The organism is Microbulbifer maximicatervae (SeqCode) (genome assembly GCF_052467385.1).
In genome coordinates this window covers 2,620,588-2,644,284 of record NZ_CP174311.1, presented here as the reverse complement: position 1 = coordinate 2,644,284, position 23,697 = coordinate 2,620,588, and the positions used below count along the sequence as shown (strand labels likewise).

Here is a 23,697-nt window from a genome sequence, read left to right as displayed (position 1 = left end):
GCGTCGAGGACGCAGTAATAATTTTCCAAAAATTCCCTCTGGTTTTCTGGGGCTAAGAAAGTGTTTGAGATAATAAAATCCGGCGGCCTGCTGATGTGGCCAATCCTGTTTTGCTCTGTAGCGGTTATTGCTATTTGTGTCGAGCGTTTCTGGACTTTGCACTCGCAGCATATTGCACCACGTACTTTATTAGGTGAGGTATGGGGCTGGCTTAAAAATAACCAGGTCAATGCGGAAAAATTGAAGGAGCTGCGCGACTCCAGCCCACTGGGAAAAATTTTTGCTGCGGGCCTGTCCAATTCCCGCCACGGTCGCGAAGTAATGAAAGATAGCATCGAGGAAACTGCCAGCCAGGTTGTGCATGAACTGGAGCGATTCCTGGGTGCTCTGGGCACGATTGCTGCCGTAGCACCGCTGATTGGTTTGCTGGGTACTGTGATCGGTATGATCCAGGTCTTTACCGCGATTATGGTGGAAGGTACCGGTAATGCAGGCGTACTGGCCGGTGGTATTAGCCAGGCATTGATCACCACTGCCGCTGGCCTGACTGTCGCTATTCCTGCGTTAATGGCACACAGATACTTCCAGCGTCGCGTTGACACGATTGTTGTGGCAATGGAGCAGGAAGCTGTCAAGCTTGTGGATGCTCTGCACAGCGATCGTAAAATCGAAGATGCGGCCTGAGCGGGGTAGCAAGCATGCAATTCCGCCGCCAAGCCACAGAGCAGGAAGGGGTTAACCTGACACCACTTATCGATGTGGTATTCCTGCTGTTGATTTTCTTTATGGTGTCTACAACCTTCACCAAGGAAAGCCATCTTAAGCTGAACCTGCCTGAAGCAGCAGGTCCTCAGTCTGTTGACCAACCTAAATCTGTAGAGATTTTGATCAGTGCTGATGGTTCTTATTCAATAGATGGACAAGCTTTGATCAATAAGAAGATCAACACCCTCAAATCTGCGCTGTCGGAAGTTTCCGCAGGCGAGTACAATCGCCCGCTTGTGATAACCGCCGACGCCACCGCTCATCACCAAGCCGTGGTTCGGGCAATGGATGCCGCTGGACAGCTAGGCTTTGTCAACCTAAGCATTACTACACGGCAGCCGGAAGAAAACTAGCGCGGAACCCTGTAGGGAGCTGACTTACCTTCGGTTTCTGTGCCCACTCGCCCCAGTTGGGGCGAGTCCATTCATTGGTCTGTATGAAGAAAGTAAAAGCGCCTCCCAGCAAACCGCAAAATGGGGCGGAAACTTACCGTCGATTGCTCACTTATGCCCGCCCGCACATGGCGATTTTCGGGGTTGCGGTACTGGGCTTCTTCCTGTTTTCGATCATGGGTGTTAGCCTGATTGCTGTGACTGAGCTGTTGCTCGATGCAGTGGGGGCAGGTATCCAAGAGAGTCGCGGGTTTCTCTCAAAGTTTGTAGCATCCTATTACCCCGACGGAGTAATGCCCCAGGAGACTGCTCGTTGGCTTGTACCGCTCGCAATGTTGCTGATTATTGTCCTTAGGGCTATTGGCAATTTTGTCGGCAGCTATGGTTTAGCCTATGTGGGCCGTGCAGTGATCCATGAGTTGCGAACACAGCTATTTGAGAGAATTGGCCAGCTTCCCAGCTCCTATTTTGACCGCTATACCGGCGCTTACCTGATCTCAAAGGTTTCATACAATGTTGAGCAGGTAACCAACTCCATCACCAAGGCGGTGAAGGTGCTCTTCCGGGAGTCGTTTACGGTAATCGGTCTCTTGACCTACCTGTTACTGGTGAACTGGAAGCTGACTTTAACCTTCTTCCTTTTTGCCCCTTTGATCGCCTTTATTGTGCGCATCGTGGGTAAGCGTTTCCGCAAATTAAGCCATCGTATCCAGAATTCCATGGGTGACGTTACCCATGTCACTCAGGAGGCGATCAATGGCTATCAAGTGGTGCGGATGTATGGGGGGCAGGATTACGAGAAATCCCGTTTCCTCTCTGCCAGCGACAATAACCGTCGGCAGTTTATGAAGCTCGTAGTAGCAAACAATGCCAGTGTTTCTGTGATTCAGATACTGGTTGGTTTGTCTACTGCAACTATTGTCTGGCTGGCTCTGGCACCGGGTATGGTTGAGTCCATGACTGCTGGGGTTTTTGCCGCCTACATTGGTGCGGCTGCATCCCTGGCCAAGCCGGTGCGCAGCCTTTCCGAAATTTTTGCCGATATCCAGAAGGGTATTGCGGCAGCGGAGAGTATCTTCGAGGTAATGGATGCTCCCAGAGAACCTCAGGATGGTGAAGCTCAGCTACCTAAGCCAGTGAATGGCACAGTAGCTTTTGAAGGGCTTGAGTTTAGCTATGACCCGGCAGCACCCAAAGTACTCTGCGACATCAGTTTCGAGGTAAATCCTGGAGAAACGGTAGCCCTGGTGGGTGCATCTGGCTCCGGCAAGAGCACGCTGGTAAGTCTGCTGGCTAGGTTTTACGAGCCGACAGGTGGACGTATCCTGGTCGATGGGGCTGATATATCCAAGGTGCCACTTAAAGAGTTGCGCCGCCATATCAGTATGGTTTCCCAAAATATCGTGCTGTTTAACGACACTGTATATCGCAATATTGCCTACGGTGAATTAGAGCATGCACCCAAGGAAAATGTTCTGCGTGCTATGGAGCAGGCACATGCAGCTCAATTTATTGAAGAACTGCCTGAGGGGGCGAATACGGTTCTGGGGGATAATGCGCAGATGCTCTCCGGCGGCCAGCGCCAGCGCTTGTCTATTGCCCGTGCCCTGCTTAAGGATGCGCCCATACTGATCTTGGATGAGGCCACCTCAGCACTGGATAATGAATCGGAGCGCCATATTCAGGCGGCTCTGGCTGAAGTCATGAAAAACCGCACTACGTTTGTTATCGCCCATCGCCTGAGTACGATCGAGAATGCCGATCGCATTCTGGTGATGGAAAAAGGTCGAATTGTCGAGAGCGGGAATCACGCAGAGCTGCTCGCCCAGGGTGGTAGATACGCATCTCTGTTACAGCAGCAAACAATGGGGTAGGGCACCTGGATGTCACTGGAAGACTGGTTTAACAAACGCTGGTACCCCGAAAAGGGTGAAGGTCGCTCGCTCTCCCTGCTCACTCCGCTGGAATTACTCTATGGGGGGGTGAGCAAGCGGCGCCGGGTAATGAGTTCTCGAACTCCGCCGGAGCCTTTATCAGTTCCTGTCATCGTCATCGGTAATATCACCGTTGGCGGTGCGGGTAAAACGCCATTGGTGGCGGAGCTGGCTCGCTGGCTAAAGGAGCGGGGTCGCAATCCGGGGATTATCAGCCGTGGCTATGGTGGTCGTGCAGAAAAATATCCTTATCAGGTGACTGCCCAATCCCATCCCCTGGAGTCCGGGGATGAGCCGCTGATGCTGCACTTGATCACTGGTGTGCCGGTGATGGTTTCCCCTAATCGCACCGAGGCGGCGCAGGCCCTGATCGACTATCACCAGTGCGATGTTATTTTGTCTGACGATGGGCTGCAGCACTATAGTTTGTGGCGCAGCTATGAAATTTGTGTAGTTGATGGTCATCGCGGTTTGGGCAATGGCCATATGCTGCCCAGAGGGCCTCTGAGGGAACCGGTGACACGCCTGCAAAGCGTCGACATGCTGGTTAGTAATGGAGAGCCAGAAGCCAAAGTCAGGGATAAGTGCGGTGGGCTTTTAGAGTTTGAAATGACGCTCGAGCCTTCCTGTTGGCACCAGTTTAACCTCGATCAAACCTCCACATTGCGCCTGCCGTCAGGGCCTGAGGTGGGGCCTTGCCACGGGGTGGCGGCGATCGGTAATCCCAAGCGGTTTTTCCGGTCACTGCAAGCGCTAGGGTTCGAGGTGACAGAGCAACCTTTTGACGATCATCATCAATTCAGCCCCCAGGAACTGCATTTCGATGGAGAAACCCCAGTGATTATGACCATGAAAGATGCGGTGAAATGTCGTGATTTCTGGGAGAGTCACTGGTGGGCGCTCGAGGTGCGGGCCAAGCTGCCAGACCTTTTTTATCAAAAAGTACACAAGCACTTGCAACAATTTAGTGAAAATGAAAAGTAACTCTTCTTTCGACGTCATTATTCCCGCACGCTATGGCTCGAGCCGCCTGCCAGGCAAGCCCTTGGCTGATATCGGCGGCAAGCCGATGGTGGAGCATGTTTATTTGCGTGCCCGTGAGAGCGATGCTCAGAGGGTGGTTATCGCCACCGATGATATGCGTGTAGCGGAGGTGGCCCACGGCTTCGGCGCCGAGGTGTGTATGACATCTGCCGAGCATGCCTCGGGAACTGACCGACTGCAGGAGGTGGCTCAGAACTTGGGCCTTGCCGAGGACCGCATTTTGGTCAATGTGCAGGGCGATGAACCCTTGATACCCGCCGAGGTGATAAATCAAGTGGCTGAAAACCTGGCGGCTAGCAAGCGAGCCGGCGTTGCAACCCTGGCGGAACCCATCACCTCAGTGGAGGATTTTCGCAACCCGAATATCGTCAAGGTAGTGACAACAGAGTCCGGGTTGGCCAGGTATTTTTCACGAGCGCCAATCCCATGGCCCAGAGATGCCTTTGCGATGGATAGCAGTGAACTGCCAAGGGGCTTGGAACCTCGTCGCCACATTGGTATCTATGCTTATCGTGTTGCGCTATTGCGCCAGTTTGTCTCCTGGCCTATGGCCCCGCTAGAAAAGTTCGAGGCTCTGGAGCAGCTGCGTTTTCTTTACCACGATCAAGAGATTCACGTAGCGGATGCCTGCGCAGAAGTGCCCGGTGGCGTAGATACTGAGCAGGATCTTCAGCGTATGCGAGAAACCCTGGCCTGATGTAGAACCTAATGATTGAAGCCAATATCGATTTACAGCCCCACAATACTCTGGCGATTTCAGCCAACACGGCTTTTTTTGCGCGAGTGGAAACCCTGGATGAATTGCGTGAGGCTTTGAGCTTTGCGCAGCAGAAGCGTTTGCCGATTCTGCCCTTGGGTGGAGGCAGTAATATCGTATTAACGGGAGACTTTCCCGGGCTTGCCATTCAGGTGGGGCTGCGAGGGCTAACAATTGCTCCCAATGGTCGTGGCGGTACGATTGAGGCGGCGGCCGGCGAGGGGTGGCACCAGCTGGTTATGTCTACTGTCGAGCAGGGTATTGGAGGCTTGGAAAACCTCGCGCTGATTCCAGGTAAAGTGGGTGCAGCCCCAATCCAAAATATAGGCGCCTATGGTGTAGAGTTGCGCGACTGTTTTTACAGTTTGCAGGCCATGGAAATTTCTACCGGTGCACTACATAACTTTTCCGTGTCGGACTGTGAGTTTGATTACCGGGACAGTGTGTTTAAAGGGCAGTTGCGCGATCAATTTATTATTACCCAGGTTAATCTTCGCCTTGCGCAAGATTGGCAGCCCAAGGTAGCTTACCCGGCACTGCAGCAATTTATTGACCAGCAAGGATGGGACTGTGGCTCCTTAACACCCGCGCAAATTGCCGCTGCGGTTATCGATATTCGTAACAGTAAATTGCCGCTCCCCGATCAAATTCCCAACGCGGGGAGCTTCTTCAAAAACCCTGTGGTGAATGCGGACATTTACCACAACCTAAAATCGGAACATCCCGATTTAGTAGCTTATGCCAGTGGTAAAGGTTGGAAACTGGCTGCGGGCTGGCTAATTGATCGCGCTGGTTGGCGGGGTAGGCGGCAAGAAGCGGTTGGAGTTCACCACCAGCAGGCATTGGTTTTGGTTAATCCCGGCCGGGGCCGAGGTGATGAAGTGACAAGGTTGGCTCGCGCTATCGCTTCTGATGTGCAGGCTAAGTTTGGTGTTACCTTGGAGCCTGAGCCGCGCTATTACCCTTAATCCATTTATGATTGTTTGCATGAGGGTGCGGACAATCCCTTCTTTTATTCTTCATGAATTACAGTTAGGAAGTACCCAATAGAAAAGTGCAAATTATTGGGTGGGGTTGGCAGTTTTCAGCCTGAATTTCAGTAGAGAATTTTTCTAGTTGTTGACGATTATTTTGTTATAACGAATTCAACCTCTTACATTTTCTCATATTCCGATTTCTTTCATAAATATTTTCTGCGATAAAATGAATCTTCTATCGCAAATTTTGCGGAAGTGCTCATCTTGATCGCAGAAAAATTAATTGGTACGTTTTTACGCTATAATTAAATGTTATAAAGGCAGCAAGATCCTGTGGTCAAATGTCTGTTCAGCAGCATTTGAAACGGTGCTTCTGCTTTGCAGTAGCGTTTTTGTCTGGTATGTTGCGGTTGGGTTCCAGGGGGGCCTACACGGGGTAGTTTCACCGTGAGCTAAAAAGAAGAACGCAGTTTATAGAGCTCGTGCGTTGGGGATGTATACGCGGCGTAGCCACTGCACTTATCCGTAGTTGGGGATAGCTTGATCAAAGTCTTAGTGGTGGATGATCACGATCTTGTGCGAATGGGCATTTCGCGCATGCTGGGTGATGTTGAGGATATAGAAGTCGCCGGAGAGGCAAACTGTGGCGAGGAGGCCCTGGAATTCGTTCGCCGGTCTAATGTTGATGTCATTCTGATGGATGTAAAAATGCCAGGAATGGGTGGCCTTGAAGCAACTAGAAAACTGCTGCAGCGGTGCCCGGAGGCAAAAGTTGTTGCCGTTAGTGCACTCGATGATGATTTATTCCCGGGCCGCTTGATGCAAGCTGGGGCAATGGGTTACGTGACTAAGGGCGCGGACCTTGAAGAAATGGTTCGAGCGATACGGACGGTTATTTCAGGTGGTGTTTTTATCAGTAATTCCATGGCAACCAAAATGGCGATGCGCAGTGTCAGTGGCCAGGATGATCAGCAATCTCCGTTTGAAAAATTATCTAAAAGGGAATTGCAGACTGCAGACATGATCGTCAATGGCGCCAAGGTTGCGGATATTGCAAAGTCTCTCTCGGTAAGCCCCAAAACGGTGAATAGCTACCGCTACAGGATTTTTGAGAAGTTGGATATTAATAGTGATGTAGAGTTGACGATCCTCGCTGTTAAACACCAAATTCTCGACCCAGATGCTGCACTTTAATTGAAAAGTGGCTGATTTCTTAAAATATTGAGGCCGGTTGCCAGATGTTCGATAGCAAGCGTTTCCTCGCGACAGTAACTCGCAAACCCGGCGTCTACCAGATGTTCGACGCCGAAAATAAAATCCTCTACGTAGGGAAAGCCAAGAACCTTCGCAATCGGTTGTCGAGCTACTTTCGGAGCTCCGGACTAACGACAAAAACCATGGCGCTGGTGCAGCGTATTGGAAACATCGAAGTCACCGTTACGCGCAGTGAAACCGAAGCCCTGGTGCTTGAACAAAGCCTGATCAAGTCCCAGCGGCCCCCATACAATGTGATGCTGAAGGATGATAAAGGGTACCCTTATATCTTTCTTTCCAGCAATGACACTTTCCCCCGTATTGCATTCCACCGTGGTGCTAAGCGCAAGAAAGGCCGATACTTCGGACCTTTTCCAAATGCATCGTCGGTTCGCGACAGCCTGAACTTTTTGCAAAAAACTTTTCGAATCCGCTCTTGTGAAGATAGTGTTTTTCGCAACCGTTCAAGGCCCTGCCTTCAATATCAGATAGAGCGCTGCACCGCTCCCTGTGTCGATTTTATTTCTCCCGAGGACTATCGCCAGGATGTTCGCCACGCAGAGATGTTTCTCACGGGTAAAAGTGACAGCATTATCCAGGAGTTGGCCGATCAAATGGATGAGGCATCCCGGGCGCTGGAATTTGAAAAAGCCGCGAGACTGCGGGACCAAATTTCCGCGCTGCGTCGTCTACAAGCGGATCAGGTAGCTGAAGGTGCAAGTGGCGATGTGGATGTGCTGGGGATAGCCAGTGAGGGCGGTAGCTGTTGCGTACACGTTCTGTTTGTCAGGCAGGGGCGAATTCTAGGGAGTCGCAGTTATTTTCCCAGTGAGCGCCTGGGACTCACACCGCCAGAGCTACTTTCCGCATTTGTTCCGCAATTTTACCTGGGCAGTCCCCGAGAGATCCCCCGTGAGATTTTAGTTTCAGAGGCCTTACAGGATCTCGAGCCACTTCAACAGGCTCTTAGCGAGCAGTGTGGTCGCGATGTCGGTATCACCCATAAGTTGCGTGGTAAGCGGGCCACTTGGGTTGAAATGGCGCAACAGGCAGCGCAACAGAATTTGACTAGTCGAACTGCAGCCCAGCAAAAACTCTACAACCGTTTCGAGAAGCTCCAGGAAGTATTAGAACTGGAGCAGCTCCCGGAGAGGCTTGAGTGCTTTGACATCAGCCATTCTTCCGGTGAGGCCACGGTTGCGTCCTGTGTTGTATTTGATACCGGAGGCCCAGTGAAGTCGGATTATCGCCGATTCAATATTGAGGGTATCCAGGCGGGCGATGATTATGCGGCAATGGGGCAGGCGCTAAAGCGGCGCTATACGCGCCTTTCCGGTGGCGAGGGCAAATTCCCCAATATCCTGTTGATCGACGGGGGCAAGGGCCAGGTTACACAAGCGGTCGAAGCTCTGAATGAGCTGGGCATCGTCGGAGTGCAAATTATTGGTGTTGCCAAAGGAACTACACGAAAAGCAGGCTTTGAAACATTACATGTGGTTTCCAGTAACAAAGAGCTTGTACTCTCCGCCGATTCATCAGCACTGCACTTAATTCAACAAGTGCGAGACGAAGCGCACCGTTTTGCTATCGCTGGCCATCGGGCAAAACGGGATAAAAAACGCAGGGAGTCTCCATTGGAAGGTATTGCTGGAGTAGGGCCCACTCGCCGCAGGGCGCTGCTGCGACATTTCGGAGGTTTGCAGGAGCTAAAGCGCGCAACAGTGACGGAGATCGCCAGCGTGGATGGTATCAGCCGGAAATTGGCTCAGGATATATACTCGGCACTACACCACGAGTAGAACAGGATTGAGCTGGCGATTAAATGGCCAGTTTTTTCCAAAGCGTTTCATTTTGCGCGATGGCTTGATAACGTACGCCCTCCGCAAGAATAGAGAAAAGTATGACAATCGCCAATCAACTGACACTGTTGCGTGTTGCATTGATCCCATTTTTTGTTTTGGTTTTCTATTTGCCGTACAAGTGGAGTTACATTGCTTCTGCTGCAATTTTTGCAGTTGCCGCAATTACCGATTGGCTTGATGGCTATCTCGCCAGAAAATTAAATCAGAGTACTGCCCTCGGTGCCTTTCTGGACCCGGTTGCCGATAAGCTAATGGTGGCTACTGCATTGGTCTTGCTGGTGGGACTGCATGACAATCCGCTGTTTGCGATTGCTGCGGCGGTGATCATCTGTCGAGAGATCGCGGTCTCTGGGTTGCGGGAGTGGATGGCTGAGCTCGGGCAGCGCAGCAGTGTTGCCGTTTCCTATGTAGGCAAAGTCAAAACCACCGCACAGATGGCAGCAATTCTTGTTCTGCTTGCCTTCGATGTTAGAGAGTTTCCGGTGATGGAAACTATTGGATATCTGTTGCTCTATATCGCTGCCGGCCTCACCTTATGGACAATGGTGATGTACTTGCGCGCCGCATGGCCGGCCCTTATGGCCGACAGCCATGATAAGTAGATAGAGGGGATTACTTCTCTCACGAAATTGGCGCCTCGACTCTGGCATTTGCTGGAAAACGAGGCGCTCTTTACCCCGCTTAAACTCGCTCTTCCTCTTCCAAACCCCTGCGCTCCTCTAAATTGTTAGATACTTTTCTGCGATCTTTAGGAAGCTCATGTCCGTCAAAATCCACCTGATTATGATCTGGCTGCTTTGCATCACTCTCAATGTTGAGGGGCAAGTCGTACACGATGCCGAGTTTTATATTCTCAAGATGCAAAACGGCGATCGTTGGAGTCAAGAGGATGCGGAACTTGAGCAACGCTTACAGCAGTTGCGGCAGAAATATGGACAGCCACCGAATATCGTATTCCTGTTGTGGGATGACACTGCATTTGGAGCTGTTGGCTTTCCTGCGTTGCAAAAGAACTTTGGCTACTCAACGCCAAATCTAAACCAGATGGCTGCTGAGGGTATCAACTTTACCCGCATGTACTCTGAGCCCTCATGCACACCAACCCGTGCTGCTGTGCTCACCGGACGGCTACCGGTGCGCTATGGCATGGGTGAAGTGGGTATGCCCCATGAGTTTTCTGGTCTACGCGCAGAAGAAGTCACTATTGCCGAGGTACTTTCGCAAGCGGGTTATACGACAGGCTTTTTCGGCAAGGGGCACCTTGGAGATATCGAGGAGAGTTATTTACACAATCAGGGGTTCGATGAGGCGTTGTTCACTCCGATGAACCAGATTACCTCCCTGTTTAACCCCCAGGCAAATGTAGCAAATGCGGTGCTGGGCATGTTCCCCGAAATCTATCCACCTGACCCCTATCAGTTGGACAGCCCTGGTCTGATTCCCGCTGGCTGGGTAATGAATATTGAAGGGAAAAAGGGACAACCCGGGCGGGAATGGTGCGGAACATCCAACGAGTGCTTCGCCAAGTTTGATCCAGAAGCAGAACAGAGAACGCTGGCCTTTATTCGTCGCAGTGCAGAGCAGAAGAAACCGTTTTTCGTTGCCTACTGGCCCAATCTCCTTAATTTCATGGCGATGTATAACCCCAAGCGCTCGGTAGCCGGGCTGATGGTTGCCGATGCCTTCCCGGCGATGGATAACTTTGTCGGGGTGCTGATGCAAGAATTGAAAAGCTTAGGGCTCGCTGAAAATACCTTGTTCGTTGCAATGGCGGATAACGGTCCTATGGTCCACAGTCCGCCGGCGGGGTGGGGAATGCTGCCCATGTTGTATCGGGGTGGCAAAGGGGATTTTACTGAGGGCGGCGTTCGCGTACCTGCTTTTGCCTGGTGGCCAGGAACTATCGAAGCGGGACAAACGGCAGGAGATATTATTCATATCACTGACCTGTATACGACTTTCGCTCGCTTGGGTGGAGCAACTGATGCTATTCCCACGGATCGCGTCGTTGATGGCCTCGACCAGACCGCTCTGTTCCTAAACGGCGATACTCATGGCCGCCGGGATTATGTATTTATTTATACGGGTAAGGAATTGGGGGCAACAGTAAAGGGGCGATATAAGAGGCATTGGCTGGGAGCGGGGGAGGTGGAAGGGTCGGGGATGCCGGAGGCTTATTACGATTTATATATGGACCCCCGGGAGGAGTCCCCGCAGTTGGTGCCGTTAATTTACACCCAGGGCCAGTTCAATCATATGGTGGCTCGCCACCGTTTATTCAAACGTAAATATCCAGACGTAGCCAGCGGCAAAGGCATACCCTATACCGGGCTGGCCAATGCGCGCCCTGAGACACAGGCTATTGGTGAGCGCGTGCGCGCAGTCATCAGTGAGATGCCATTCACTGTTGAAGACTATCTCGAGTATCAGATCCCCGGTGCCGACAAGGTCGGCGACTGGGGAGATTAAAACGCTATATCCAAAGTGAGTAGGCTTGGACTAGTGGTAGAGGCCCGGATTCTGATTCAGTCGAACTTCGCCACTTCGCTGCACTGTAATGGAAGGCACAATGGACCTGCTCAGGCCAATTTTTGCCTGAAGTTCATAGGGTACCGATTGCTGCCCTCTATTCGCTAATTCAGCGGCGGCGAATAGAGACCCCATCCAGCTCGCAGTTGCGTCCACCGAGATGTCATCCTGGCCATAGGGGGCAATGGGCAATAAGTTGTTTGAGGTTCCTGTCATCACTTTGTGGCCGGCAAGACTGAGCTTGTAGTAGATCCCGGAGAGGGGTAGCTCTTGGTTGTTAGGGTTGAAAATGCGCAAATGGATTCTGAAGCGCAGATCGCTGCCGACGGCAGGAGGAAGCGGCTCCAGCCCAATAATCTCAACCTCGGGCTGCTGAAAATTGGGCGATAAAGCGGCGCAACCACCCATGAATAGAGCGAATAATACGAGTAAGTTCAGTTGTAAAAGTTTGATCACTGCTTGTCCTTCATTTTTCTCTCTTCTGATAAATACGAGGTTGGTGTCCCAGCGCTTATTCCACGACCACCACAGTTTTATTTCTCTTGCTTGCTTATTGAGCAGCCCCTCGAATTGCTTCATTCTGCGATCCTGATGGATCGAAGAAGGTTGTTGCCTCTGTGCAAACTTTCCCATGGATTTCTACTAATGGAGACAATAGATGAGCAAGTGGTTCATTCTTCTGACAACAATGGTGGTGATATTGTTCGCCAGCTGGAAATGGCTTTTGCTTCCGGCTATTGAAAAGTCGATGAACAAAGTAGAGCCTGGCAAAATTGCAGCGCTGTCACCTGAGGCTAAAGCACTACACCAAAGTCTATTGGTAGGTGATCTCCACGCAGATAGTTTCCTGTGGGCCAGGGATTTGAGGAAGCGAGCCGACTATGGTCATCTGGACCTTCCCCGGGCGCGAGAAGGTAACCTGGGTATCCAGGTCTTCACATCAGTTACCAAGTCTCCCCGGGGGCAGAACTATCAAAAGAATTCCAGCAAAGCTGGCGATAATATAACCTTATTGGCCATTGCTCAGGCGTGGCCAGTAAAGGCGTGGGGCAGCTTGTATGAACGGGCGCTCTATCATGCAGAGCGTGTTAATGCGCTACAGCAATCTGCGCCTGACCAAATACGTATCGTCAAAAGTGCGGCAGATTTACAACAGGTGCTTGCAGCAAGGAAGCAGGGCGAAGAGGTTTTGGCTGCACTCCTTGGCACTGAAGGTGCCCATCCTTTGGAAGGGAAGATCGAAAACATCGGCCACCTATACGATGCTGGTTTCCGGGTGATGGGGTTGCAACACTTTTTTGACAATGAGCTGGGTGGCTCCCTGCATGGAGAAAGCGGGCAGGGTTTGAGCGCATTTGGCCGGGAAGCAGTGCAGGAGATGGAAAGGCGCTCTATTGTGATTGACGTCGCCCACTCCTCCGAGCAGGTCGTCCGCGAAGTTTTGGATATTGCCGAGCGCCCAGTGATTGTTTCCCATACCGGGCTTCAAGGGGCGTGTAACTCACGCCGGAATATCAGTGACGAGCTAATGAAGGAGATAGCGGGTAAAGGAGGCTTGGTTGGAATTGGTTTCTGGCCTGGTGCTGTCTGCGATACAAGCCCCAAGAGCATTGTTAAATCCATTCGTTATGCCATTGATACACTGGGCGTGGATCATGTCGCATTGGGGTCAGATTATGACGGCAGTGTAAAGGTTGCATTTGACGTAAGTGAACTGGGCGTGCTTACCGCAGAAATGCTTCGGCAAGGGTTTACTGAAGAAGAGATCCGAAAAGTAATGGGTGAGAACCTGAGAGATTTCTTCCTTACTCAACTTCCCAGTTAATATCATATAGGAAGGTTGAATTTAGATTCTGCAGCCTTCTCAACAGATATATTAGCGCTGGTATTTGATAGCTCACTGTTCTGATGAGTTTGTTATTACCAGCGCAATACTTGCACACGCATATGATTAAACTAAATTTACTTTCTGCACTTATCCAAACGCAGTTTAAAATGGAAATTTGTATCATATTTTGACCTTAACATCCTGAAAAGCCAATTGAAATTAAGTGTAATCAAATTCCGGTTTACTTTTTAAAATGTCTTAAAGCTAAAAGAGCCACAAGAAAATTGATAGAGATAAAACTGTAGGTGAGAAAAATAGAACATGGGCCGCGATACCGCGGATAGGCAAAAGTCCACTATCTCTAAAGAATAGGGAGACCTCCATGTTCAATCCGAAACTAACAGAAACAGAATTTCTATTGGATCAAGCAAATTACATCCAACCCGGTGTCCACAATGACGTAAGGCGCGGAGTTTGTTACGCATTATCCTACATGTGGGTGAGACTCGGCTTGCAACCCGGCGGCCATATAAATATGCACCTCCAGGCAGGACTGCAACAGCGTTACCATAATACGGGAATTGGAAACGCCCTCAACAGAGCAACTCCAGGTATGTTTTTAAGGGCTGTTGGCGGGTCGACCACCACCTTTGGGCAGCCTATCTATACAATGCAAAGGGCAATTTCCGCACAGCAGCAGATCCAGGGAAATGTGATGGGTATATCGTCAGGGTTAAGGACGATTTGTCGGACAGATGGGTATACCGAGCACTGTATCGCCCGTGGGCATCAGTTGAACCCGTTTGAGCCTTTTTCCACATTTTTGCGATGGATACGGCAGGGGATGGCCCGCCTTAATCAAGGCTTTGCATTGATAGGATTCCTGGGCCCCAACAGCGGCCATGCAATTGCAATTCAAGTACAGAATGGTAATACCTGGAGACTTTTTGACCCCAATTTTGGTTCCTTTGTATTTAACGGATACAACCGCTTTAAGGCCGAATTACATCAGCTGGCTTTGATATACCTGGCGATGGGCACTGCTGGTGGAAGCTGGATGATTTCAACTTTTAGATAAGTTAGTAGGGTTGTTTTATTGTCTAGGTATCACAGGGTCGCTTAGGCGACCCTGTGCGTTGAGTTTAAGTGCAAGCGTATACTAGAGAATTTAGACCGCAGTAAAAGTCCTGATGAGTCAATTAGGGGGATTAGTCTGGCACTCCCAGTTTTAATATTGATTACTTGGCAGCGATGCACTCAATTTCTATTTGGGCGTCCAGCGCTAGGGACTCCACTGCAAAGGTAGTCCTTGCAGGGTAGGGGGAGGCAAAAGCTTTCTGGTAGATGTTGTTGAATTCAGGGAAATTCTTGATATCTGTTAAAATGACCGTGCATTTAACGACATCTTTCATTTCGTAGTCGTAGCGCTCCAGAGTTTGCTTTATGTTGTCTAGAGTCTGTTTGGTTTCCGCAGCGAATCCCCCTTGGGCTAACCGCTTAGTCTCCGGTGAAAGCCCTATTTGGCCAGAAAGAAATAGCTGGTTGCCAACTTTTACAGCCTCTGAAAACGGTAGCTTTGAGGCTGATCCTGTTGGGTTCAGAAATTCAACCTGCTCAGCGTCCTTTGCATGGCTGAAGCTGGAAAGCGTAATAGTGAAAAGTGCAGAAATTAATGCATTTATAGGTGATGTCTTTATACTCATTGGAATCTTTTTTTGTAAGTTTTTCATAAAAGCTGGGGCCGGTGTATCTTGCGGTCGATCACTTTTTGTTCTTGGTGATTACCTCAAAAAACTTAGATGGGTTTCTGGAGCAAGCTAATTGAATTAAGGTGCTAAAGGGTATATTGGTCGGTGATTATACCTGCAGTTTGTATCTAATTTGTATGCATTGGCGACGGTGATGAATGCGAGAGTTTTCTCGTATTATGAGCAGCTCAATCCTATTGCTTGCCTGAGAGCCACTTTCAACATTGCTGGATTATTGAACAATGGTGCTCTGGAGTGACCGACTCGATAGCACTGCTATTCGAGTGCGCTATTCACTCCCTAAGCCAATCGAGCTTAAGCGTTGTATTGAGTGGAGCGATCTCTTTTAATTGAAACCAACACACACATTTTATTGTAGAAATATAGATTTGCCAGGATTTTGGCTATACTTGAGTACTCAATTAGGGAAGTGGTATGTCCTTCTTTAAGCAACCATCAAAAGAACGGAAACGCTCGAAACTAAATACTTCAAAGCTTGATTCTCAAATTGGCGTAAATGTCACCTAAGGCTGTATATTAATACAGCTGTACGCATTGGCAGCTCTCTAGTATGAGGGGTAATATATTTACAGCTGCTTTGGTTTTCATGCAGCAACCATCCTTTCTTGAACCGGCCCCCAAGCCGGTTTTTTTCTTCCTTGGTCGGTTTATTTCATCTCTAGTTTAGGGTAGTTAAATGAGCGTATGGCATACATTGGCCATTGAGGGGGTAGGCTTGATTCTTTTTTCTGTGCTTTTGGGTGTGCAGGCACGGAGGTGCCGGTAAGAACCTCTGGTTGTCCAATAAAGGTTGGAACTAAAGTTATGGTGATAGGGGAGATGTATTGCCTCAAATTCTCCCTTCCGGAAAAATTGGCTCGGATACTGGAGCTCCCGAAATGGTAGGATTGATTCGGATATTGATTTGTATCTTTGGTGTATTTGTCGGCCCCTTTAAAGGGGTGGGTTAAAGTATCATTGCAGTGACTGGTATTTCTGTGTCTGTAGAAATAGTAGGGGCGCCATGAGATTCCAAAGATTTTAACTAATACCGTATCTTGCTTTTACCGTCATATGCTCACCAGTAACTGTTACCTCGAGCACTTCAATTTCTCCCTCGTGTTCAGTTTTACCAATAATATCCTTCATACACCCATAAAAGTATTTGGCCAAAGCCTCAAAGCTAGGGGAAAAGTCGACAACATATAATCTTAAATTGTCTTTCTCCACAATTTTTTTATGTCTGGGTATAGTGGGTCATTTTTATCAACAATAAATGAATGATCAATTTGATCAATAATCTTTTGAAAAGGTGCCTTAAATAGGTCTGTATCCATGACAAAGTTCTGGCGATCTACTGTTTCACTAGATTAAGGTCACTGAAACTAACAATGAGTGGCCATGTAGATTTGCGCATTTGTTATAAGGATACGGCATGTCATCAGAGTAGAACTCTTTGCCGCGCCCTTTGCGCATGTCCTGATTCCATGTTCGATGGCCCATGTCTAACTTAAATGTTTTTGTGATTTGATATGCCATATAGCTATTCCTAATATAAAGCTGGCCATAAAAAATATCAAAAAAGTAAGGTGTACTTGTTAATTTTATTCTATATCGTAAATCGAGTTTTAAATTGCTGAGAATAAATGCGATCTATTATTTATTGTAATGCTTATATTATTTCGATTCTGGTGATTTTTCATTCTTCTTGTATTTTTTGTCCGAATTCGAGTGAAAAATTACTCTGCTCAAATTTTCCTGATGAAAAATTAAGTTTTATTAGGTGTGGTTTATGCAGTTGGCAAAGGTCTGTTTTCAAATTGTTTAATCGATTTGGGGGCTGAGGGTAAACATGATTAAGGGATGTACTTTTGTTTGTCCAGATAGCGGATTATTTATAAGTTTAGTTAATTTGTTGTTCTCCAAAGCAGTGTAAATTCCAGTTATATTTTAGTTTTTTTGAAAGAGTCTATCCTTAAGTATAGGCGGTTTTATCAGGAGTTATGTGGTTCTTGTTGCCAGGCTGTGAGTGAGCAGGGTGGGCGGTAGCTTTAATACATACATGACTGGAAGATGTTGCGGAAATGGTATGAAAGAACACTACGCACGAATTATTGAAGAAATAGGTGAGGGTCCACGCCGATTTACTTGCAAGTCAGCCAATGTTGACTAAGTAAATTGCTATTTTTCAGACTATCAAGGATGGTGCTGGGAAGCTCGAGGCTGCTGCTCTCGTTATAAATGAATTCCATTTTAAAACATTTTTAGTTGCCCTAGAGGTTTCCGATAATGTGGGGTTAGCCTCTTCAGCTGCGACGGTGACTAAAGGTGAGGCCATGGAGTTCTGGCTATATGCAGATTCTCACTGCATCGTAGATAAGTATTTTATTTAAAATGCTGGGGTACCACCTCTGAGTGCCAAGGCATGAGAAGCTCAAAGGCTAAGCCATTGGTTGCCAAGTGGGTATCCTGATAGTTAGGGGTGCTGTAACGAAGATAGATAAAAAGTAGCCGGCCTAATTGCCATAGAGTGCGACTCCTCCGGTGACTACCAGATTGCAGACCTCGCGCCCATTAAAGCCTATTTCAGCCATGCACTCTTTCGTCTTGCATGTTCGCGAAATAATCAACCAGGTGGTGCTGATGCTTAGTGGCTCAGTAGCTCTATAAATGAAACTTGAGGGTCGATGGATCTCAAGCTATCTAGCGACAAAGCTCGGTGTAGCTTGATTGGTGGCGCAAGCGGGACGGTAACTACTAGTGTATCAGTGGAAGAAATTTAACTATAAAAATGGGGCGCGCCAGATTTGCACGAAGTGGGGAGTTGCTTATTGATTTCAAAGATCTGATTGGTGCCCGGGGCCGGACTTGAACCGGCACGGCCGTGAAGCCGGGAGATTTTAAGTCTCCTGTGTCTACCAATTCCACCACCCGGGCAGATCCTTTGCGAGAGAGGGCGATGTTTAATAGCTGCCCTTCATTCTCACTTTCATTGCATTCAACAGGATACTGCAATGAAGAGGAAAATGGAGGCTAGGGTCGGAATCGAACCGGCGTACACGGAGTTGCAGTCCGCTGCATGACCACTCTGCCACCTAGCCTTTTTTATCCGCCTTTGGCGGAAAAGAACGCTGCGAATTCTATCTGATAAATCTGAAAAATCCTAGCGTTTTCTTATACTTACGTGCGTTTCGCTGTGTAAGTGGGCGCCATTTTAGGGACTCTAGAGGATTAGTCAAGCATTGTTTTCATCAATGTTGCAAACAAGTGAAAAAAAGTAGGAAAAGTTACCTTCTGATGGTGGGGGAGGGCTGTAATAACTTTTAGCGCTGGTGCTCAAGAACCTATTTCCATTTGTTCTAAATTAATCTTCAGGTGTGCTGGCAATCTGTGACCTGTGTTCGATACTGTCTTTATCTGGCTAACACATCTCCCCCAACGTGTTTAGTAATGCTGGTAGGGTGGCTCACATGGCTGCCACCCGGAAGCAAGGATGAAATCCTCCAAGTTTCACTCCTAATGGTCTTGGCCCTGACGCTCTCCCCCCCCGTCGTCAGGGCTTTTTTTTGTCTGCTATTTACTGGAGCCTTTCGTCCGGGTCTGTCAGGTTTTCTGTGGCTAATGTATCCACGGGTTTACCGGCTGCTTTCTCAGACAGGGATCTAAACCTTTCCAGAGTCACTTCACCGCGTGTTCGAGCCAGTTCTCGTGCGACGTCATCAATACTTGCCTTGCCATTGCTGGCCTCGCGAATCTCTTTATCCAGTTGCTGCATTACCCCGGCCGCACGGGCGGTAATGGGACCGGATGAGCGTTCGACTAATAGTGAAGGAGCCTTCTTACCCCATTTAATCAGTTTATCCATTGCCTCCTGATAGCGGGTTTCACTGATGCCACCAGTTCGCCTTAAAATCTCCAGGGAGTAAAACTCAGCCAGTCCCTCTACAATCCAATCGCTCTCATCGTCGCCGTGAATTCCCGTGCCCACATGAACTAACTCGTGGATCATGCTGCTGGTGCGGTTGCCGCTGATCAATGGTCGATCAGCATGCATATATAGAGAGCGTGTCCCCGACAGTCCGCCGCGCCACATGGGGTCGTCAGCGGTTACGATCAATAGATGATCAGGGAAGAGGGGGAAGATCTTCTTGAGCTCTGGCAGGTTCCAATTTAGGAAGGCCAGGATGTCTTGCCGCCGAATATTCTCATTTTTAGGGCCTGCAACACGGGTTTCAGTGCCGGCAATCATATCCTGCCGACTGCCAATTTTCCCTACAATCATCCAGCCCTTGGGTCTTACAAACTTACGCTTGGGGTCAGATAACTCGTATAGGTTATCTTCGATCTCAGGGTAGGGTAGGGCCGCATACCATTGGTCAGGAAGTTCCAGCTTAAGGCGGGCGGTAGAGCGGCCACGGCTGGTTGCTGATACCGGTGCAATCAATTTATCGCTGCGGAGAATTGCCCAGTCTTTGGTGATCCGTGAGTCGTAGCCACCGTTGCTACGCTGGTTATTTATGACAAAGCGGTACTTGAGGACGGGGTTCTTCCCTTCGGGTTGCCAGGTTGCTTTGTCGCCCTCGATCTTTAGTGGGGTGTCACTTTCCAGGTCCTGATAGCGGCCAGAGCGCAAGTTTAGAACGAGCTTACTTGGCATATCATCACCGCTGAGCGCCATTTCCACCTCAGCCAGCTTGGAGTTGGGTGAGATCTCTGCACTGTAAAGAATCTCATAAGCCTGAACAGCAGGGGATAGAGTGGCGAGTAATAGCGGCAGTGTTAGTAATCGTTTAAGCATCATTTCTTCAGCGGGAAATCCAACAATTAGTCGTTTCGACAGTATCTAAGCCTACAGGTGCCCTTGTGTCATCTTCAAGCAAACTGGTCACAAGCTAGCCAGTTATGAGGTGACAGTTTTGTGCCGTCAGGTTTCATTGGATTGGTTTTCAGATATGTACCACTTAAAAAGAATACACTTACAAAGTCGTTATCATATAACCACACATACTAGTAAGCATCTCCCGTATAAGTAACCAAGAAGATAGATATGGGTGGGCCGTCACAAACATCTTTTGAGAGGGCTGGGCTAGTGGGCAGGCATGCTGACTAAGTGGGAATTGAGCGCTACGAAGGATAAGACCGCAGCATAGCTGCGGTCTTGAAAGGTCTTTTGCAGTCTAACTAACGATGGCGACAGAGCTACCAATATCTGATTGCACGGGGATCAACGAACTGCATAGCGTAGGCGCTCAGGGCAAATCCATCTGGAAAACTGCTTACCATTGGTTGCTGGGGGTTAACCGCGGCTATTTCGGAAGGGTAATAACCTCCCGGCACAAACTGCCCCTGCCAACTGGGTGTAGCTTGAGGGGGGTAGCCCTGTAACGGACTCATGGTAAATCCAGAGTATGGAGTGGCTGGGGAGGGGCCTTGCGCGGTTGCGGCATGAGTACCCGCGGCCCTTGCTTGCTCTTTAGCGGACTCAAAAGCGGAGTTGATACCGAAAAGCTTGGGAACACCTGCGCCAACTCTCTCTGCCCCGAGGGGCATTGGTGCGGCCAAGGATTGGATCAGTTGGAATAAGGCGGTCACTCTGGATACATCTTTCTGCCGGAGCGCACCTTTAAATAATGGATGGTGGGCAAGTAGTAGAGCTGCCAAACCGGTAATATGCGGCGCGGCCATTGATGTACCTGACTGAACATCGAAGCCTTTGTCAGGCACAGACGAAACGATACCCACACCAGGTGCGGCAACAGAAATTTCCTGGCCGAAAGCGCTAAACCTAGGAACAAATAGACCGTCGGCTGATGCTGTTGAGGGTATTACTGTTTGCGCTTCCCAGGAATCTTTGGGGAACTCATTGAGCATTCCAAGAGCGCCTACAGCCATAGCATTTGGGGATCTGGCTGGATACTGGACTGCCCCGCCATTGTTGCCTGCGGCAACTATACAGGCGATACCATGTTGGACCGCTTCCTCGATTTGCTGCTCAACAGCCTCTGATGAATCAGAGCTGCCCAGGCTCATATTCACCACATCAACGCCGAGCTCTATGCAATGTGAGAGCGCATCAATCAAGCTACTAAATTGCCCGCCGGGGAAAACTTTGAATACATAGACTTCGGCTTCAGGAGCAAATCCGCGTATTGCTTCGGAGCCAGAGGGTTGGCCTGTAATAATTCCCGCACAGTGAGTTCCATGGCCGACGATATCTTCTACCCAGCTATCGGTATCGTAATTATTGGTGACATCGATACCATTCTTTAAATGGCTCAGTATTGGGTGCTTATTGTCCGCACCGGAATCGATGATTGCGATTTTGATACCTTTGCCTGTGTATTCATCGGGTAGCTGGTCCAGGCCCATGTACTTTTGCCCCCAGCCATAGGAGGCATCATTGGGGAAGTTGGGTATGGCCTCGCTCAGAGGTTGGAGTTTCACCAGGTTCACACCGGTGAGCGATAGGGAGGGGCTGCGAATATATTTGTTCCAGAAATCTTTGGCGGGACGGATCAGAAGTGATTTCACTTGAGCGCCGCCGCTTTGCGCAAAAATACTGAGCGCAACCTCCCCTTTATTGTTAGTGACCCCCTCCTGGGGAAAGCCCGCGCTTTCAACAATTATTTGAGCGTCGCGTATGGGCTCACCTTTTGCGCCGATAACGCGGAAGTGCACCTGCTGTGCCTGGACATGGTATTCGCGTAATAGTCCGGGTTGCTGGGCAAAAACTGCTGAAAAGGTCGGTGAATAACTCGCTTGCCCGTAAGAGAGAAGTGAGTCCAGTTCAACGGCGACGTTTGGTGGAGTGGTCTGGTAAAGTGCCGCAGCAGCATCCACATCCATACGGACTTTGTAAATATTGGTGGCCTCATCGGCGGAGGACAGCGTTTTTAGTTTTCTGCCGGGGCGTATTTCACGAAGCACCTCACAACCTGCCTGCCTGGCAATAGTGGAAATCACATGGTGCATTGAGCCCGAGCTCAATGGCTGCACGCCCATGGATTTAGCCATCAGGCTGCGGCGGGGTGAAATAAGTAACTCGACTTTCTCTGCAACCTCGACCGAAGGTTCTCCTGCGGCCTTTTCTTGTCGGGATTCAGTCATGTTCATGTTCCTTCGCTTTCAGTGCGGTACTGATTTAGTACGCGTGTGAAACGTCTGAAAGTGGTGAATCGAGTGGGTTTCAGTCTCAATTGAGAGGGTGGACAGGTTGATCCGGATCAATAATTACTTTGCCTCTCAATTTCTTTCTCAGGTCGTCGACGGCATCGGGTGTAGCCACAAGGGTGACGTTGCTTTTGCGTAAAGTAACGTCCTTAACATCGGGGCAATTTGAAGCTTCCTTCACCAGCTCCTCTAGCTCCAGAGTGCTAGCTGATACCTTACGATTGGGTACGGCTACATATTGCTCAAACTTCTTCATTTTCTTCTCATTGTGACTGCGCCATCCAAAATAGGGCAGGGTCGAACCCACCCCCAGGAAAAGGGGCCTGAAGCCCCTTTTTTTGCATTTTTAGTGCAGATAAGCCTGTTGCTGAAAGGCTGAGTTGGGTTGCGGCATTGCCTGATAGGGTAGTGGTTGCCCGATGCCACTCAAATTCTGAAAAGGTTGCTGTGGCGGCTGCGGGAAAGCCTGGAATGGCACCGGTTGACTCAGTGGTGCAAAAGCCTGCGGGGGAACCGATCCATACTGCTCTGGAGCCACAGGTGCCAGTTGATTTACCGGTTGGCCGATGTAGGTCTGAGGAACGAGGTGTGGCGTGAATTGCGGTGCGGCCTGGTAGGGCAGCAGGTGGTTGAGGCGCGCCAAGTTGTTAAGGAGTTGACCTTGTTGAGGCACGCCAATGTAGTTGCCAAGAGCAGGTGCGGCACGACTAATCAACTCACCGAGGAGACCTTGCGGTGGCAGTTGCGGAGCGGCTTGATAGGGTAAGAGCTGCCCTAGTTGGGCGGCTGCATTGATTAGCTGTGCCTGAGGGTTATTGATGTAATTGGCCAAAACAGGGGCCGTGCGGTTTATCAATTCGCTGAGATAGTTTTGGGGGGCAAACTGATGGGCGAACTGAGGTGGAATTTGTGGAGCAAGCTGCTGAGGAATGTGGGGCGCTAACTGTTGTGGAAGCTGTGGTGCGGCCTGGAAGGGCAGTACTTGGCCCAATCCGCCGAGTGCATTGATCAATTGACCTTGTGGTCCACCGACAATGCCACCAACTACCGGAGCTGCACGGCTAATAAACTCTCCCAGCAATCCTTGTGGTGCTAACTGTTGAAGCGGTAGGTATGGCTGGGGGGGAGTGAGTCCGACGACCGGATTAATCGGAGGTACGGCATAGTTTTGTGGTTGTCCAAAGATCCCTTGAGCATATGCATATGGTTGGTACATGAACGTACTCCTCGAGTAGACCAATGACGATAGGGGGCTATCGCCCAGGTTATTTCATGGTTTACGGGTGAGAATTTTGGAGCTTGATAGAGCCCCGTTTTTAGGATCAGCCTGCTGATAATAAATCGGTAATGAGCTTTCGAGTTGTTGCATCTTGCGACGGACACTCAGCCGGCTGATCTGAGTATAGAGAAGCTTTTCAGAAGTACAGGGAAAGTTTG

Annotated in this window: 19 protein-coding genes and 2 tRNA genes; 12 read left to right on the top strand and 9 right to left on the bottom strand. The window is 49.5% G+C overall.

The window, feature by feature from the left end:
• Window positions 1-60: 60 nt before the first annotated feature.
• The 10 genes from ACJJIR_RS11095 (at window position 61) to ACJJIR_RS11050 (ending at window position 11,454) form a co-directional block, all read left to right on the top strand.
• Entirely contained in the window at window positions 61-684 is a 624-nt protein-coding gene (locus ACJJIR_RS11095) for a MotA/TolQ/ExbB proton channel family protein (protein ID WP_413665667.1), read from the top strand.
• Between the two features lie 14 nt (window positions 685-698).
• Complete coding sequence (locus ACJJIR_RS11090; RefSeq protein ID WP_413665668.1) at window positions 699-1,118, top strand: ExbD/TolR family protein; 420 nt, start codon at window positions 699-701, stop codon at window positions 1,116-1,118.
• Between the two features lie 83 nt (window positions 1,119-1,201).
• Window positions 1,202-3,031 (top strand): lipid A export permease/ATP-binding protein MsbA, encoded by a 1,830-nt coding sequence (msbA, locus tag ACJJIR_RS11085; protein ID WP_444905365.1) that lies wholly within the window; start codon window positions 1,202-1,204, stop codon window positions 3,029-3,031.
• A gap of 9 nt (window positions 3,032-3,040) precedes the next feature.
• Window positions 3,041-4,075, top strand: coding sequence for a tetraacyldisaccharide 4'-kinase (lpxK, locus tag ACJJIR_RS11080; protein WP_444905364.1), 1,035 nt, complete (start codon window positions 3,041-3,043; stop codon window positions 4,073-4,075).
• A complete protein-coding gene (gene kdsB, locus ACJJIR_RS11075) occupies window positions 4,065-4,832 on the top strand; it encodes a 3-deoxy-manno-octulosonate cytidylyltransferase (protein WP_444905363.1) in 768 nt (255 codons plus the stop codon). The genes lpxK and kdsB overlap by 11 nt, the downstream gene beginning before the upstream one ends.
• An 11-nt stretch (window positions 4,833-4,843) precedes the next feature.
• The gene (gene murB, locus ACJJIR_RS11070) at window positions 4,844-5,860 is read left to right on the top strand and encodes a UDP-N-acetylmuramate dehydrogenase (RefSeq protein ID WP_444905362.1); all 1,017 of its coding nucleotides are present in this window, start codon (window positions 4,844-4,846) and stop codon (window positions 5,858-5,860) included.
• Window positions 5,861-6,409: 549 nt separating this feature from the next.
• Complete coding sequence (locus ACJJIR_RS11065; protein WP_413665673.1) at window positions 6,410-7,063, top strand: response regulator; 654 nt, start codon at window positions 6,410-6,412, stop codon at window positions 7,061-7,063.
• Between the two features lie 44 nt (window positions 7,064-7,107).
• Entirely contained in the window at window positions 7,108-8,922 is a 1,815-nt protein-coding gene (gene uvrC / locus ACJJIR_RS11060; RefSeq protein ID WP_444905361.1) for an excinuclease ABC subunit UvrC, read from the top strand.
• 101 nt (window positions 8,923-9,023) lie between these two features.
• Window positions 9,024-9,587 (top strand): CDP-diacylglycerol--glycerol-3-phosphate 3-phosphatidyltransferase, encoded by a 564-nt coding sequence (pgsA, locus tag ACJJIR_RS11055; RefSeq protein ID WP_444905360.1) that lies wholly within the window; start codon window positions 9,024-9,026, stop codon window positions 9,585-9,587.
• Window positions 9,588-9,744: 157 nt separating this feature from the next.
• Window positions 9,745-11,454 carry a sulfatase-like hydrolase/transferase gene (locus ACJJIR_RS11050; protein WP_444905359.1) on the top strand — a complete coding sequence of 570 codons (1,710 nt, stop codon included), beginning with the start codon at window positions 9,745-9,747 and terminating at the stop codon, window positions 11,452-11,454.
• A gap of 30 nt (window positions 11,455-11,484) precedes the next feature.
• On the opposite strand, the gene ACJJIR_RS11045 is transcribed toward ACJJIR_RS11050, so the two are convergent.
• Window positions 11,485-12,093, bottom strand: a complete 609-nt coding sequence (locus ACJJIR_RS11045) for an LEA/WHy family protein (RefSeq protein ID WP_444905358.1) — start codon at window positions 12,091-12,093, stop codon at window positions 11,485-11,487.
• Window positions 12,094-12,172: 79 nt separating this feature from the next.
• On the opposite strand from ACJJIR_RS11045, the gene ACJJIR_RS11040 reads away from it, so the two are divergent.
• Complete coding sequence (locus ACJJIR_RS11040; RefSeq protein WP_444905357.1) at window positions 12,173-13,339, top strand: dipeptidase; 1,167 nt, start codon at window positions 12,173-12,175, stop codon at window positions 13,337-13,339.
• A gap of 385 nt (window positions 13,340-13,724) precedes the next feature.
• Window positions 13,725-14,420 carry a YopT-type cysteine protease domain-containing protein gene (locus ACJJIR_RS11035; protein ID WP_444905356.1) on the top strand — a complete coding sequence of 232 codons (696 nt, stop codon included), beginning with the start codon at window positions 13,725-13,727 and terminating at the stop codon, window positions 14,418-14,420.
• 160 nt (window positions 14,421-14,580) lie between these two features.
• Here the strand turns inward: ACJJIR_RS11035 and ACJJIR_RS11030 are convergent, their stop codons facing one another.
• From ACJJIR_RS11030 to ACJJIR_RS10995, 8 genes are all read right to left on the bottom strand, one after another.
• Window positions 14,581-15,045 carry a RidA family protein gene (locus ACJJIR_RS11030; RefSeq protein WP_444905355.1) on the bottom strand — a complete coding sequence of 155 codons (465 nt, stop codon included), beginning with the start codon at window positions 15,043-15,045 and terminating at the stop codon, window positions 14,581-14,583.
• Window positions 15,046-16,455: 1,410 nt separating this feature from the next.
• Window positions 16,456-16,629: a 6-carboxytetrahydropterin synthase gene (locus ACJJIR_RS11025; protein WP_444905354.1), complete on the bottom strand. Its 174-nt coding sequence runs from the start codon at window positions 16,627-16,629 to the stop codon at window positions 16,456-16,458.
• Between the two features lie 1,311 nt (window positions 16,630-17,940).
• Window positions 17,941-18,027 (bottom strand) — tRNA-Leu (locus tag ACJJIR_RS11020).
• Window positions 18,028-18,117: 90 nt separating this feature from the next.
• A tRNA-Cys gene (locus ACJJIR_RS11015) sits at window positions 18,118-18,191 on the bottom strand.
• Window positions 18,192-18,667: 476 nt separating this feature from the next.
• Window positions 18,668-19,891: a hypothetical protein gene (locus ACJJIR_RS11010; RefSeq protein WP_444905353.1), complete on the bottom strand. Its 1,224-nt coding sequence runs from the start codon at window positions 19,889-19,891 to the stop codon at window positions 18,668-18,670.
• Window positions 19,892-20,289: 398 nt separating this feature from the next.
• Entirely contained in the window at window positions 20,290-22,197 is a 1,908-nt protein-coding gene (locus ACJJIR_RS11005) for a S8 family peptidase (protein ID WP_444905352.1), read from the bottom strand.
• 85 nt (window positions 22,198-22,282) lie between these two features.
• Window positions 22,283-22,516 (bottom strand): hypothetical protein, encoded by a 234-nt coding sequence (locus ACJJIR_RS11000; RefSeq protein ID WP_282932693.1) that lies wholly within the window; start codon window positions 22,514-22,516, stop codon window positions 22,283-22,285.
• A gap of 90 nt (window positions 22,517-22,606) precedes the next feature.
• Complete coding sequence (locus ACJJIR_RS10995) at window positions 22,607-23,476, bottom strand: polyadenylate binding domain-containing protein (protein WP_444905351.1); 870 nt, start codon at window positions 23,474-23,476, stop codon at window positions 22,607-22,609.
• Between the last annotated feature and the right edge of the window lie 221 nt (window positions 23,477-23,697).

Bases quoted from the DNA above. Each gene is read 5' to 3' on its own strand.
- pgsA (WP_444905360.1), top strand. From the start codon at position 9,024: ATGACAATCGCCAATCAACTGACACTGTTGCGTGTTGCATTGATCCCA.
- ACJJIR_RS11045 (WP_444905358.1), bottom strand. From the start codon at position 12,093: ATGAAGCAATTCGAGGGGCTGCTCAATAAGCAAGCAAGAGAAATAAAA.
- ACJJIR_RS11040 (WP_444905357.1), top strand. From the start codon at position 12,173: ATGAGCAAGTGGTTCATTCTTCTGACAACAATGGTGGTGATATTGTTC.
- ACJJIR_RS11030 (WP_444905355.1), bottom strand. From the start codon at position 15,045: ATGAGTATAAAGACATCACCTATAAATGCATTAATTTCTGCACTTTTC.
- ACJJIR_RS11090 (WP_413665668.1), top strand. From the start codon at position 699: ATGCAATTCCGCCGCCAAGCCACAGAGCAGGAAGGGGTTAACCTGACA.
- msbA (WP_444905365.1), top strand. From the start codon at position 1,202: ATGAAGAAAGTAAAAGCGCCTCCCAGCAAACCGCAAAATGGGGCGGAA.
- uvrC (WP_444905361.1), top strand. From the start codon at position 7,108: ATGTTCGATAGCAAGCGTTTCCTCGCGACAGTAACTCGCAAACCCGGC.
- kdsB (WP_444905363.1), top strand. From the start codon at position 4,065: ATGAAAAGTAACTCTTCTTTCGACGTCATTATTCCCGCACGCTATGGC.
- ACJJIR_RS11010 (WP_444905353.1), bottom strand. From the start codon at position 19,891: ATGATGCTTAAACGATTACTAACACTGCCGCTATTACTCGCCACTCTA.
- murB (WP_444905362.1), top strand. From the start codon at position 4,844: ATGATTGAAGCCAATATCGATTTACAGCCCCACAATACTCTGGCGATT.
- lpxK (WP_444905364.1), top strand. From the start codon at position 3,041: ATGTCACTGGAAGACTGGTTTAACAAACGCTGGTACCCCGAAAAGGGT.
- ACJJIR_RS11050 (WP_444905359.1), top strand. From the start codon at position 9,745: ATGTCCGTCAAAATCCACCTGATTATGATCTGGCTGCTTTGCATCACT.
- ACJJIR_RS11000 (WP_282932693.1), bottom strand. From the start codon at position 22,516: ATGAAGAAGTTTGAGCAATATGTAGCCGTACCCAATCGTAAGGTATCA.
- ACJJIR_RS11025 (WP_444905354.1), bottom strand. From the start codon at position 16,629: ATGGCATATCAAATCACAAAAACATTTAAGTTAGACATGGGCCATCGA.
- ACJJIR_RS11035 (WP_444905356.1), top strand. From the start codon at position 13,725: ATGTTCAATCCGAAACTAACAGAAACAGAATTTCTATTGGATCAAGCA.
- ACJJIR_RS11005 (WP_444905352.1), bottom strand. From the start codon at position 22,197: ATGACTGAATCCCGACAAGAAAAGGCCGCAGGAGAACCTTCGGTCGAG.
- ACJJIR_RS10995 (WP_444905351.1), bottom strand. From the start codon at position 23,476: ATGTACCAACCATATGCATATGCTCAAGGGATCTTTGGACAACCACAA.